The sequence below is a fragment of the Pseudomonas sp. MWU12-2345 genome (genome assembly GCF_023242385.1).
GTDB classification, from domain to species: Bacteria; Pseudomonadota; Gammaproteobacteria; order Pseudomonadales; family Pseudomonadaceae; genus Aquipseudomonas; species Aquipseudomonas gingeri_D.
This window is the reverse complement of the sequence record NZ_JALLJA010000012.1, coordinates 83,887-96,671: the sequence shown is the minus strand read 5'-3', so window position 1 is coordinate 96,671 and position 12,785 is coordinate 83,887. Positions and strand designations below refer to the sequence as shown.

The 12,785-nt window shown below is 59.7% G+C and carries 13 protein-coding genes; 12 read left to right on the top strand and 1 reads right to left on the bottom strand.

The annotated features are described in order from the left end of the window. Nucleotides 1-28: 28 nt before the first annotated feature. Nucleotides 29-1,513, top strand: coding sequence for a 2-methylcitrate dehydratase (prpD, locus tag M5C71_RS22230; protein ID WP_248768732.1), 1,485 nt, complete (start codon nucleotides 29-31; stop codon nucleotides 1,511-1,513). Between the two features lie 149 nt (nucleotides 1,514-1,662). Here the strand turns inward: prpD and M5C71_RS22225 are convergent, their stop codons facing one another. Beyond that, complete coding sequence (locus tag M5C71_RS22225) at nucleotides 1,663-2,481, bottom strand: pyruvate, water dikinase regulatory protein (protein ID WP_103499188.1); 819 nt, start codon at nucleotides 2,479-2,481, stop codon at nucleotides 1,663-1,665. A 175-nt stretch (nucleotides 2,482-2,656) separates the two neighbouring features. Here M5C71_RS22225 and ppsA point away from each other — a divergent pair, with 175 nt between their 5' ends. The 11 genes from ppsA to M5C71_RS22170 all read left to right on the top strand — a co-directional run bounded on the left by ppsA (nucleotide 2,657) and on the right by M5C71_RS22170 (nucleotide 12,622). Further along, complete coding sequence (gene ppsA / locus M5C71_RS22220; RefSeq protein WP_103499189.1) at nucleotides 2,657-5,032, top strand: phosphoenolpyruvate synthase; 2,376 nt, start codon at nucleotides 2,657-2,659, stop codon at nucleotides 5,030-5,032. A 284-nt stretch (nucleotides 5,033-5,316) separates the two neighbouring features. After that, nucleotides 5,317-6,306 carry an alpha/beta fold hydrolase gene (locus M5C71_RS22215; RefSeq protein WP_103499190.1) on the top strand — a complete coding sequence of 330 codons (990 nt, stop codon included), beginning with the start codon at nucleotides 5,317-5,319 and terminating at the stop codon, nucleotides 6,304-6,306. Between the two features lie 153 nt (nucleotides 6,307-6,459). Beyond that, entirely contained in the window at nucleotides 6,460-6,951 is a 492-nt protein-coding gene (rraA, locus tag M5C71_RS22210) for a ribonuclease E activity regulator RraA (RefSeq protein WP_103499191.1), read from the top strand. A gap of 26 nt (nucleotides 6,952-6,977) precedes the next feature. Then, complete coding sequence (locus tag M5C71_RS22205) at nucleotides 6,978-7,973, top strand: zinc transporter ZntB (RefSeq protein WP_248745727.1); 996 nt, start codon at nucleotides 6,978-6,980, stop codon at nucleotides 7,971-7,973. 64 nt (nucleotides 7,974-8,037) lie between these two features. After that, nucleotides 8,038-8,283, top strand: a complete 246-nt coding sequence (locus M5C71_RS22200; RefSeq protein WP_103499192.1) for a CrfX protein — start codon at nucleotides 8,038-8,040, stop codon at nucleotides 8,281-8,283. 2 nt (nucleotides 8,284-8,285) lie between these two features. Next, nucleotides 8,286-9,110: a mechanosensitive ion channel domain-containing protein gene (locus tag M5C71_RS22195; protein WP_100940800.1), complete on the top strand. Its 825-nt coding sequence runs from the start codon at nucleotides 8,286-8,288 to the stop codon at nucleotides 9,108-9,110. A gap of 90 nt (nucleotides 9,111-9,200) precedes the next feature. Next, entirely contained in the window at nucleotides 9,201-9,791 is a 591-nt protein-coding gene (gene sigX, locus M5C71_RS22190; RefSeq protein WP_100940799.1) for an RNA polymerase sigma factor SigX, read from the top strand. A 107-nt stretch (nucleotides 9,792-9,898) separates the two neighbouring features. Beyond that, complete coding sequence (locus tag M5C71_RS22185) at nucleotides 9,899-10,885, top strand: OmpA family protein (protein ID WP_103499193.1); 987 nt, start codon at nucleotides 9,899-9,901, stop codon at nucleotides 10,883-10,885. 272 nt (nucleotides 10,886-11,157) lie between these two features. After that, entirely contained in the window at nucleotides 11,158-11,817 is a 660-nt protein-coding gene (locus tag M5C71_RS22180) for a helix-turn-helix domain-containing protein (RefSeq protein ID WP_247263271.1), read from the top strand. A gap of 44 nt (nucleotides 11,818-11,861) precedes the next feature. Beyond that, nucleotides 11,862-12,317 carry a SycD/LcrH family type III secretion system chaperone gene (locus M5C71_RS22175; RefSeq protein WP_103499195.1) on the top strand — a complete coding sequence of 152 codons (456 nt, stop codon included), beginning with the start codon at nucleotides 11,862-11,864 and terminating at the stop codon, nucleotides 12,315-12,317. Continuing rightward, nucleotides 12,314-12,622, top strand: coding sequence for an acyl carrier protein (locus M5C71_RS22170; RefSeq protein ID WP_152737149.1), 309 nt, complete (start codon nucleotides 12,314-12,316; stop codon nucleotides 12,620-12,622). The genes M5C71_RS22175 and M5C71_RS22170 overlap by 4 nt, the downstream gene beginning before the upstream one ends. Nucleotides 12,623-12,785 lie beyond the last annotated feature (163 nt).

Below are 12,785 nucleotides of genomic sequence, written 5' to 3'. Positions count from 1 at the left end.
GCTGAACCACCCTCGGAGTGAAGCGAAGATGAGCGCCAACGTTGATCTGAACAACCGTCCCGATTACGACCAGGTCCTGCAGGATATCGCCGACTATGTGCTCGACTATCAGGTCGAGTCCGCGGAGGCGCTGGATACCGCGCGTAACTGCCTGATGGATACCCTCGGCTGCGGCCTGTTGGCCCTGCGCTTTCCCGAGTGTACCAAGCACCTCGGGCCGCTGGTCGAGGGCACCATCGTGCCCTTCGGCTCGCGTGTGCCGGGGACGAGTTTTCGCCTCGATCCGGTCAAGGCGGCCTGGGATATCGGCTGTATCGTCCGTTGGCTCGACTACAACGACACCTGGCTGGCGGCCGAGTGGGGTCATCCTTCGGATAACCTCGGCGGGATTCTCGCGGTGGCCGATCATCTGTCGCAGAAGCGCGTCGCCAATGGCGAGGCGCCGCTGAGCATGCGGGTGGTGCTGGAAGCGATGATCATGGCCCACGAGATCCAGGGCGTGATCGCCCTGGAAAACTCCTTCAACCGGGTCGGTCTTGATCATGTGCTGCTGGTGAAAGTCGCCTCCACCGCGGTCACCGCCAAACTCATGGGTGCCAGCCGTGAACAACTGCTGGCGGCGCTGTCCCATGCCTTTGTCGATGGCCAGGCGCTGCGCACCTATCGTCACGCGCCGAATGCCGGTTCGCGTAAATCCTGGGCGGCGGGCGATGCCACCAGTCGTGGCGTACGCCTGGCGGATATCGCCCTGCGCGGGGAAATGGGCATTCCCGGGGTGTTGAGCGCGCCACAATGGGGCTTCTACGATGTGCTGTTCAGCCATACCAACAAGGACCTGGCGCTCAAGCCCGAAGACAAGCGCACCTTCAGCCTTTCCCAGCCGTATGGCAGCTATGTCATGGAAAATGTGCTGTTCAAGATCAGTTTCCCCGCCGAATTCCATGCCCAGACCGCCTGCGAGGCGGCGGTGACGTTGCATCCGCAGGTCAGGAGCCGCCTGGGCGAGATCGACCGGATCGTGATCACCACCCATGAATCGGCGATCCGCATCATTTCCAAGGTCGGCAAGCTGGCCAATGCCGCCGACCGCGACCACTGTCTGCAGTACATGACGGCGGTGCCGCTGGCCTTCGGCAATCTGGTGGCCGAGCACTACGAGGACGATTTCCACGCGGCCCATCCGATCATCGATGTGTTGCGCGAGAAGATGGTGATCGTTGAAGACCCGCGCTACACCCGTGAATACCTGGAGGCCGACAAGCGTTCGATCGCCAATGGGGTGCAGGTGTTTTTCAAGGATGGGACCAGTACCGCGCAGGTGGTGGTGGAATACCCGATCGGCCATCGTCGGCGCCGGGCCGAGGGTATTGCATTGCTGGAAGACAAGTTCAAGGCCAATCTGGCGACGCGCTTTACCGCCCAGCGCAGTGCCGAAATCCTCGCCCTGTGCAAGGATCCGGCGCGCCTGGAGACGACGCCGGTGCATCGGTTTGTCGATCTGTTCGTGATTTAGGTTGTCTGTGCCGGCCTCTTCGCGGGCAAGCCCTGCTCCTACAGTTCATCGTCGTTCACTGATCTTCTGCACGACACTATACTGTTGGAGCAGGGCTTGCCCGCGAAAGCGCCGGTTCTGGCAACGCAGGACTGGCAGGTCTAACCGCGTTACTTGAACCGCCGCTCCACGCCTTTTTCGACGAGAATCTTCGCGGAAATCTCTTCCACCGAGAAATGCGTGGAGTTGATATGGGCGATATTCTCGCGGCGAAACAGGTTTTCCACCTCGCGCACTTCGAATTCGCACTGGGCATAGCTGGAATAACGACTGTTGGGCTTGCGCTCGTTGCGGATCGCGGTGAGACGGTCCGGGTCGATGGTCAGGCCGAACAGCTTGTGCTGGTGGGCGCGCAGGGCGGCCGGCAGTTGCAGGCGTTCCATATCGTCCTCGGTCAGCGGGTAGTTGGCCGCGCGGATGCCGAATTGCATCGCCATGTACAAACAGGTCGGGGTCTTGCCGCAACGCGACACACCCACCAGGATCAGGTCGGCCTTGTCGTAATAGTGGGTGCGGGCACCGTCGTCGTTGTCCAGGGCGAAGTTCACCGCCTCGATGCGCTCCATGTAGTTGGAGTTGCCGCCGATGGAGTGGGACTTGCCCACCGAGTAGGACGAGTGCTCGCTCAGTTCCTGTTCCAGCGGGGCGAGGAAGGTGGAAAAAATGTCGATCATGAAACCATTGGACGTGGCGAGGATCTCACGAATGTCCTGGTTGACGATGGTATCGAAGATGATCGGGCGAAATCCGTCCTTTTCGGCGGCGATATTGATCTGTTGCACCATGGCCCGGGCTTTGTCGACGTTGTCGATGTAAGGACGGGTGAATTTGGCGAAGGTAATGTTTTCGAACTGCGCCAGCAGGCTTTGACCCAGGGTTTCGGCGGTGATACCGGTGCCATCGGAGATAAAGAAAGCAGATCGTTTCATTTGCGCCTTGGGCCTTAAGCTGGTGACGATTCTTGGATATGATAGGCGGGATTTGTCCGCCAGGAATGACGGGCATTCTCACTTATTTTCCAGGTCCAGGCCACATGGCGGATAACCTGCCCATTAGAGCAGTCCGCTCCTGAGCTTTTCCAACACAGTTAGTGGAGAGATCACCTTGGTAGAGTACGTAGTTTCCCTCGATAAGCTCGGCGTCCATGATGTAGAGCACGTAGGGGGCAAGAACGCATCCCTGGGCGAGATGATCAGTAACCTCGCGGGTGCCGGTGTATCGGTCCCCGGCGGCTTTGCCACTACGGCTCAGGCGTATCGTGATTTTCTCGAACTCAGTGGCCTGAACGACCAGATCCATGCGGCGCTGGATGCACTGGACGTCGATGACGTCAACGCCCTGGCTCGCACTGGCGCACAGATCCGCCAGTGGATCATGGAAGCCGAGTTCCCCGAGAAGCTCAACGCCGAGATCCGCACCGCCTTCGCCACCCTGTCGGCGGGCAATCCGGACATGGCCGTGGCCGTGCGTTCCTCGGCCACCGCCGAAGACCTGCCGGACGCGTCCTTCGCCGGCCAGCAGGAAACCTTCCTGAATATCCGCGGCGTGGAAAACGTCATCCGTGCGGCCAAGGAAGTCTTTGCCTCGCTGTTCAACGACCGCGCCATTTCCTACCGCGTGCACCAGGGCTTCGACCACAAGCTGGTGGCCCTGTCCGCCGGCGTGCAGCGCATGGTGCGTTCGGAAACCGGCACCGCCGGCGTGATGTTCACCCTCGACACCGAGTCGGGCTTCCGTGACGTGGTGTTCATCACCGGCGCCTACGGCCTGGGTGAAACCGTCGTCCAGGGCGCGGTGAACCCGGATGAGTTCTACGTGCACAAGGGCACCCTCGAAGCCGGTCGTCCCGCCATCCTGCGCCGCAACCTGGGCAGCAAGGCGATCAAGATGATCTACGGCGACGAAGCCAAGGCCGGTCGTTCGGTCAAGACCGTCGATGTCGACAAGGCCGAGCGCGCGCGTTTCTGCCTCAGCGACGCCGAAGTCAGCGAGTTGGCCAAGCAGGCGATGATCATCGAGAAGCACTACAAGTGCCCGATGGACATCGAATGGGCCAAGGACGGTGACGACGGCAAGCTGTACATCGTCCAGGCGCGTCCGGAAACCGTGAAGAGCCGCACCCAGGCCAACGTCATGGAGCGCTACCTGCTCAAGGAAACCGGCACCGTGCTGGTGGAAGGCCGTGCCATCGGCCAGCGCATCGGCGCCGGCAAGGTGCGGATCATCAAGGACGTGTCCGAGATGGACAAGGTCCAGCCAGGCGACGTGCTGGTTTCCGACATGACCGACCCGGACTGGGAGCCGGTGATGAAGCGCGCCAGCGCCATCGTCACCAACCGTGGCGGGCGAACCTGCCACGCGGCGATCATCGCCCGTGAGCTGGGGATTCCGGCAGTGGTCGGTTGCGGTAACGCCACCCAACTGCTGAAAGACGGTCAGGGCGTGACCGTTTCCTGTGCCGAAGGCGACACCGGTTATATCTTCGAAGGCGAACTGGGCTTCGATATCAAGAAAAACTCCGTCGATGCCATGCCGGAACTGCCGTTCAAGATCATGATGAACGTCGGCAACCCGGACCGTGCCTTCGACTTCGCGCAGTTGCCGAACGCCGGCGTGGGCCTGGCCCGCCTGGAATTCATCATCAACCGCATGATCGGCGTGCACCCCAAGGCGCTGCTGAACTACGCCGGGCTGCCACCGGAAATCAAGGACAGTGTCGATAAACGCATCGCCGGTTACGACGATCCGGTCGGCTTCTATGTCGAGAAGCTGGTGGAAGGTATCAGCACCCTGGCGGCGGCGTTCTGGCCGAAGAAGGTCATCGTGCGGCTGTCGGACTTCAAGTCCAACGAATACGCCAACCTGATCGGCGGCAAGCTCTACGAGCCGGAAGAAGAAAACCCGATGCTGGGTTTCCGTGGGGCCTCGCGTTATATCAGCGAGTCGTTCCGTGACTGCTTCGAACTCGAATGCCGCGCCCTCAAGCGCGTGCGCAACGAGATGGGCCTGACCAACGTCGAAATCATGGTGCCGTTCGTCCGTACCCTCGGCGAAGCCAGCCAGGTGGTCGATCTGCTCGCCGCCAACGGCCTGGCCCGTGGCGAGAACGGCCTGCGGGTGATCATGATGTGCGAGTTGCCGTCCAACGCCATTCTCGCAGATGAATTCCTTGAGTACTTCGATGGTTTCTCCATCGGTTCCAACGACCTGACCCAGCTGACCCTGGGCCTGGATCGTGATTCAGGGATCATCGCGCACCTGTTCGACGAGCGTAACCCGGCGGTGAAGAAGCTGTTGTCCAACGCCATCCAGGCTTGCAACAAGGCTGGCAAGTACATCGGCATCTGCGGCCAGGGGCCTTCCGATCACCCGGACCTGGCGCTCTGGTTGATGGAGCAGGGCATTGAAAGCGTGTCGTTGAACCCGGACTCCGTGCTGGAGACCTGGTTCTTCCTGGCTGAAGGGCAAGCCCAGGCCTGACCCCTGTGGGAGCTGGCTTGCCGGCGATGCGTCCTTGAGGGCGCCAAAAGCTTCGCTGGCAAGCCAGGCTCCTACAGGTTTTGTGTTGTGCGCAAAATCTGCGTACGACGCTGTACTGTAGGAGCAGGGCTTGCCCGCGAAGGCGTCCTTGAGAGCGCTGAAAGCTTCGCTGGCAAGCCATGTTCCTACAGACTTATGTCGTAAGTAGAACCGGTCTTCGATGTTGTAAAATCTTATTTTCAGGGCGAGTCCACTTGGGCCGCCCTTTTTTGTGCAAGAGCCTTATGCAAAGCAGCAGCAATCTTTTTCCGGTCGCTTTGATCAGCGCCGAGCGTCGTGGCGATCTCTGTGAAGACGTCTATCGTTTGAAACCGGCCAACAGCCCCGACGCCACCGTCGAACTGGCGGTCACCCGCCTGGGCCTCGCCGACGAGCCCGAGGCCCGTGGCGTGCCGGTCATCCTGCTGCATGGCAGCTTTTCCAATCGGCGCTTCTGGTATTCCGCCAAGGGCATCGGCCTGGGCGCCTACCTGGCGCGTGCCGGGTTCGACGTATGGATCCCGGAAATGCGCGGTCACGGACTATCGGCGCGCAACCACAGCTATCGACGCAATCGCGTGGCCGATTACGCCCGTTATGACCTGCCGGCCATTGCCGCGTTCGTTCGTGAACAAAGCGGGCAGATTCCCCACTGGATCGGCCATTCCCTGGGTGGCATCACCCTGGCGGCTGCCTTGGGCGGTCAATACCTGGGCGCCCCTGCCGTCGCTTCGGCGGCATTGTTCGGCTGCCAGGTCAGTCGCACCTACTGGCCGTTGAAGATTCCGCCAGTGGAGTGGGGCGGTCGCCTGCTGCTGCGGCGCTTCGCCCACTTGTCCGGTTCGCGCCTCAAGCGCGGCCCTGAGGACGAGCCCATCGGCCTGGCCCTCGAAAGCCTGCGCTGGTACGGCCTGTTCGGGCGCTTCCGGGACGCCGAGCGGGATTGGTGGGGGGGCCTGGCCGAAGTGGACGTGCCGGTGCTGGCCGTCACCGCGGTGGGCGATCACCAGGATCCGGCCTGGGCCTGTCGCAAGCTGTTCGAGCAGATCGGAGCGGCGCACAAGCACTTTCTCTGCCTGGGCCGCGAGCAGGGTTTCAGCTCGGATTTCGGCCATGTCGAGATGCTGGTGAGCAAGCCGGCACAGGCTGAAGTCTGGCCAAGGGTGGCCGATTGGTTGCGCGACCAGCAGGTTTTCCTACAGGCTGAGTCAGCCGTTGTTCAGGAAACGCCCTGACAAGGGCATTTCGCTCACGGATGGTAAAGGCTAAGATATGACGCATTGAGCGGTTTGGGTCATTGTCTAAACATTCGACCGGGGCAAGCGTTTCATCTTGTAGCGCGACCTGCGTAGTCTGGCATTCTCGATTCCACCTACAGGAGTTTACCCATGGACCATTACGTCACCCCCGATCTGTGCGACGCCTATCCGGAGTTGGTACAGGTGCTTGAGCCGATGTTCAGCAACTTCGGTGGCCGCGATTCCTTCGGTGGTGAGATCGTCACCATCAAGTGCTTCGAGGATAACTCCCTGGTCAAGGACCAGGTCGAGCTCGATGGTCGGGGCAAGGTGCTGGTGGTCGATGGCGGCGGTTCCCTGCGCCGTGCCCTGCTCGGCGACATGCTGGCCGAGAAGGCGGCGAAGAACGGCTGGGAAGGGCTGGTGATCTACGGCTGCATCCGTGACGTCGACGTGATCGCCCAGACCGACCTGGGGGTGCAGGCCCTGGCCAGCCATCCGATGAAAACCGACAAGCGTGGCATCGGCGACCTCAATGTCCCGGTCACTTTTGCCGGCGTGACCTTTCGCCCGGGCGAGTACATCTACGCGGACAATAACGGTGTGATCATCGCGCCGAGCCCGCTGAAGATGCCTGAGTAAATTTTTTGCAACAAAATGGGGTAAGGATGTTCGAGGAAGAAAACGCGCAGTGGGGGCTGGTTCATGCCCTGGTTCTGGATGGTAAGGGCGGTGCGCGCTCGATTGCTCGGACAGAGCTCGATGGCTTGCAGTTGCAGCCAGAGGAAAGCCTCTGGCTGCACTGGGATCGCAGCCATCCGCAGACCCACGCCTGGTTGCGCACCTCCAGCGGCCTGAGCGAGTTCAACTGCGACCTGCTGCTGGAAGAGAATACCCGGCCACGCCTGTTGCCATTGCCCGATAGCGAGCTGCTGCTGTTTTTGCGCGGGGTCAACCTCAATCCCGGTGCCGAGCCTGAAGACATGGTCTCGGTGCGGGTCTTTGCCGCCCATCAGCGGGTGATTTCCCTGCGTTTGCGGCCGTTGCGCGCCACCGATGAGTTGCTGGTGCAACTGGAGCAGGGCAAGGGGCCGAAAAACGCCGCCGAACTGATCCTTTACATCGCGCAATACCTCACCCTGAAGGTGCAGGATCTGGTCAGCGATCTCTCGGAAGTGGTCGATGACGAAGAAGAAAAGATAGATGCCGACGAACGGTATAGCCCTGAACATGGCGCCATCGTGCAGATACGTCGTCGAGCGGCCGGGCTGAAACGTTTCCTCGCACCGCAGCGGGATATTTTCGGCCAGTTGAGCCGGATCAAGCTGCCCTGGTTCGCCGACGAAGAAGCCGGTTATTGGAACGAATTGAACAACAGCCTGACCCGTTACCTGGAAGAGCTCGAATTGACCCGCGAGCGCGTGGGGCTTGTACTTGAGGCCGAGGACCGACGCCTGAACGTGCGCATGAACAAGACCATGTACCGTTTCGGGATCATCACCGGGATCTTCCTGCCGATGAGCTTCCTGACCGGTCTGTTGGGGATCAACGTCGGCGGTATTCCGTGGTCCGGAGACCCCTACGGTTTCGTCATCGCATGTCTGCTGATCGTCGCCGTTGCCGTCGGACAATGGTGGCTTTTCCGACGTTTGCGCTGGGTTTGAAACATGTTTCATGTGACCTGCAAAAAAGTGATCGCGTCTTTCACAGATATACCGAGAGGTGCGTATGCACGATCCGTTCGAACAATCTCTGCGTGACATGCTCAAGGCCTCGCCGTCCACCCGTGACGACGACGCTTGCCTGGGGCGTGTCCTGAAAACCGCCAACCGGCAGGTCGGCGCCGGTGATCTCTTCAGTCTGATGGGCCGTTGGCTGCAGGCGCTGATGATTGCCCTGAACAACGGATCGGCCCATGTTTTGCCGGTCTCTCGTCGTACCCCTATTGCTCGCTCCACGGATAAGGCTGACTGAATATGGAACTTGATCTCTGGACCCAGAGCCTCGTCACGGCAATGACTGCCTTGTGGACCAAAGTCGCGAATTTCATCCCCAACCTGTTCGGGGCGCTGGTGGTGGTGTTGCTGGGCTTTGTCGTGGCCAAGCTGCTCGACACCCTGCTGTCCAAGCTGTTGGCCAAATTGGGCCTGGATCGCCTGATGGGCGGCACCGGATTGACCAAGCTGCTGGGGCGTGCCGGCCTCCAGGTGCCGATCTCGACGCTGATCGGCAAGATCGTCTATTGGTTCATTTTGCTGATTTTCCTGGTTTCAGCGGCCGAATCCCTTGGACTTGAGCGAGTTTCAGCTACGCTCGACATGCTGGCCCTGTATTTGCCGAAGGTATTCGGCGCGGCCCTGGTGCTGCTGGTGGGGGTTTTGCTGGCACAACTGGTCAGCGGGCTGGTGCGTGGCGCGGCCGAAGGGGTTGGCCTGGATTACGCCTCGGGCCTGGGGCGGGTTGCCCAGGGCCTGGTGATTATCATCAGTATTTCGGTGGCGATCAGTCAGTTGGAGGTCAAGACCGACCTGCTGAACCATGTGATCGTCATCGTGCTCATTACCGTTGGTCTGGCCGTTGCGCTGGCCATGGGCTTGGGTAGTCGGGAGATCGCCGGGCAGATCCTGGCGGGAATTTATGTGCGTGAGTTGTATCAGGTTGGGCAACAAGTGCGAGTGGGTGAGGTCGAAGGACAGATTGAAGAGATTGGCACGGTCAAGACCACATTGCTGACCGATGAGGGTGAGCTAGTCTCTCTCTCCAATCGGATCTTGCTGGAGCAGCATGTGAGCAGCCGCTAACCCGGCAAACCCTGCTACTCTATGCCGCCGCAAAAATGCCCGCAGCCATGGCTGCGGCGGACATTGACCTGACTGTCGGCCCGACTCGTTTTGAATAAAGCTCAATCGCTCTCCATGCGCTACGACCCCCGCGAACTCACCGATGAGGAGTTGGTGGCGCGTGCGCATTCGGAGCTGTTTCATGTGACCCGCGCCTATGAAGAGTTGATGCGGCGCTATCAACGCACCTTGTTCAGCGTTTGTTCAAGATATTTAGGGAACGAACGCGATGCGGACGATGTCTGTCAGGAAGTGATGTTGAAGGTGTTGTATGGCCTTAAGAACTTTGAGGGTAAATCCAAGTTCAAGACATGGCTATATAGCATCACGTACAACGAATGTATTACGCAGTATCGCAAAGAGCGCCGAAAGCGGCGCCTGATGGATGCGTTGAGTCTCGACCCCCTCGAGGAAGCGTCTGAAGAGAAGACGCCGAAACCTGAGGAAAAGGGCGGACTGGATCGATGGTTAGTGCATGTGAACCCGATTGACCGAGAAATTCTGGTGCTACGATTTGTCGCAGAGCTGGAGTTTCAGGAGATTGCAGACATCATGCACATGGGCTTGAGCGCCACGAAAATGCGCTATAAACGGGCCCTCGACAAATTGCGTGAGAAATTTGCGGGTATCGCTGAAACTTAGTTCAGCGCAAATGTCTCTTACGTGTAGGCAAGTTCTGCTACACTTGCCGCCGAGTTGTCCCCCGGTTTGTGGGACTGCTATACAATCACCAGATGGGGATTTAACGGATGAAACTGAAAAACACCTTGGGCTTGGCCATTGGCTCTCTCATTGCCGCTACTTCGTTCGGCGCACTGGCACAAGGCCAAGGCGCGGTCGAAGGTGAAGCGTTCTGGGGCAAGACCTGGAACCACAGCGTCGATTCCTACCAGAACGGTCGCACACCTGGCGTCTCGATCGGCTACTTCCTGACCGACGACGTTTCGGTGAACCTGACCTACCGTAAGGACGACTACACTCGTTCGGACACTGACACTGGCAACCAGAAGATCAATGGCGATCATTTCGGTCTGAAGTCCCAGTACCACTTCGGTAATGTCGGCGACATGTTCCGTCCTTATGTTGAAGGCGGCGTGTCCCACGGCAGCATGACCAACGTAGCTGCTGATGGCCACACTGGCCGTGACGGTTCGACCTACCTGACCACCGGTGCCGGTGTGAAGATGTACATCACCGACAACCTGTACGCTCGTGCCGGCGGTGAAGCTGACTACAAGCTGGACAACGGTCGTTGGGACTACCAGGCTCTGATCGGCCTGGGCGTGAACTTCGGCGGCAGCGGCGGCAAAGTAGCTCCGGCTCCTGCTCCAGCTCCAGTAGAAGCGGCTCCAGCTCCAGTAGCTGAATCCGCTCCAGCTCCAGAAGTTGTCAAGGTTCAGCTGGACGTCAAGTTCGACTTCAACAAGGCCATTGTCAAGCCTAACAGCAAGGGCGACGTGAAGAACCTGGCTGACTTCATGAAGCAGTACCCACGTACTACTACTACTGTTGCTGGTCACACTGACAACGTCGGTCCTGACGCTTACAACCAGAAGCTGTCCCAGCGTCGTGCTGATGCTGTGAAACAGGTCCTGGTCCAGGACGGCGTAGCTCCTAACCGCATCCAGTCGGTAGGCTACGGTAAAACCCGCCCAGTGGCTGACAACGCCACTGAAGCCGGTCGCGCGATCAACCGTCGCGTAGAAGCTGAAGTAGAAGCCCAACAAGGTCAGTAATGACTTTGCGGTAAGAAAAAGCCCGGCTTAGGCCGGGCTTTTTTTCGCCTGCGATTTGAGCCCGGCACGGGCACCGACCTATGCTCGTGTGCTTTCGGACAACGCTTCATCAGATTTTCATCATGATTGGCGGGCGCCTCCCGGCCATCATCGCACCGCTCAATAAGAACGAGACGGGGCGCAGTGTGCAGAGTGATCAACTATCCGCGACCAGGTGTCCGGGCTTTTTATATGGTGAACAGGTCGTACAGGTACAGGCGGGGGAGGCCGGCGTGTGCCTGGCCCATGACGAGGCGAGCGTGTCCTGGTGCCTGCCGCCGGGCTGGCAGGGCTTGCTGGTGGCGCGGGGCATGTTGCGGGTCATCGGCGGTGACCTGCTCAGCGAGCGCCCCGTGGAGGCGAGCCTGGTCAAGCTGCAGGTGTTTATCGACCAGGGCATGGGTTTCGAACGGGCGCGATCGGCCGCGACGCCCTGGGCGGCCTTGCCCTTGTCAGCCGGGGTATCGGCCAGCAGGACCTTGTTGGAATCCTGGTATATCGACTGCGCCTTGCGCGCCGATCCCGCCCATCAAGGCTTTGCCGAAGTCCTGCGGCAAAGCCCGAACTACTGGCTGGTGCGTTTTCTCCTGGAGCAGGGCACGGCCAATGAAAAACTGATTGGCCTGGCCAAGCGTTATGGCGTGTCGGTCTCGCATTTTCGAAGGTTGTGCCATCAGGCGCTGGGCTGTGCGGCCAAGCCCGAGTTGCGTGACTGGCGCACGGCCAAGGCCCTGCTGAGCATGATCGGCGGCGAGTGTTCGTTGACCGATGTGGCGCTGGAGTTCGGTTATGCCTCTTCGTCGCACTTTTCCAAGGAGGTCCGTGAACTGCTCGGCGTGGCGCCCAGCCGCCTCTGCGATATCCAGGCGTCCATGGGTTTGATGATCTCGTGACAGTCAAGACGTCAGCAACTGACGTGTTCCTCGGGGGTGTGGCGATGTGTAGCCCGAAAGAGGCGCTCAAGGAGATGAGCGAAACCGGTAACGAACAGGTGCAGGGCCTTTATGCCCATGCCTGCCAGTTCCAGGAGCAAGGACGCCTGGAGGAAGCGGAAAAACTCTTCCGTTTCCTGTGTATCTACGACTTTTACAACAGCCATTACTGGATGGGGCTGGCGGCGGTCTATCAGGTCTCCGGGCACTACCGCAAGGCCATCGAGCTGTATGCGGTGGCGTTTGCCCAGGATCGTGGCGACTACCGGCCGATGTTCTATACCGGCGAGTGTCAACTGGCGCTTGGCGCGCAGGCCAAGGCTCGGGATTGTTTCGACTATGTGCTCAGGCAGGCGGTTGATGGCGAGCTGCCACGGCGCTCGCGGGCCTATCTCGAGGATTTGCAGGCGGGCTCCATGCCGTCATGTTCCGGCGCGGTTTGTGGGAAAGCGAGTCTATGAGTTACCTGGTTCCGGGAGAGTGTGACTACTTTATCGAGCAACAGGTGATGGTGTTGCTGGCCGAGCATTTTTCACTGCCACGCAGAAAGATCCGTTTCGAGTCGAGACTGCTCGAAGACCTGGGCAGTGGCGACGTCGACTTTGCCGAGCTGGTTGAGCGGCTCAATGCGGCGTTTCGTATCAGGCTGTCAATCGACGAGGTCGGGCGCTGGCGGACTGTGGCTGATCTGTGTCGCCTTGTAGGAAATGCCCGGGGAGAGGCGGGGAGCTACCAGAGTTCCTGCATTAGGGCGCAGTTTGTATGAAGGAATCAGCCTTGAGCCTGTAGGTTTTGTCGGTGCTGCCATCTTGTTGAATATTCTTTTTCTATGCGGGAAATGTCCTACCGACATGGCTCGATGTGAATTCCTATAGTCGTGACGTTCCTCGTGAATAGACCCTTTTCCCGGGTTTATTTTTGAATGGTCG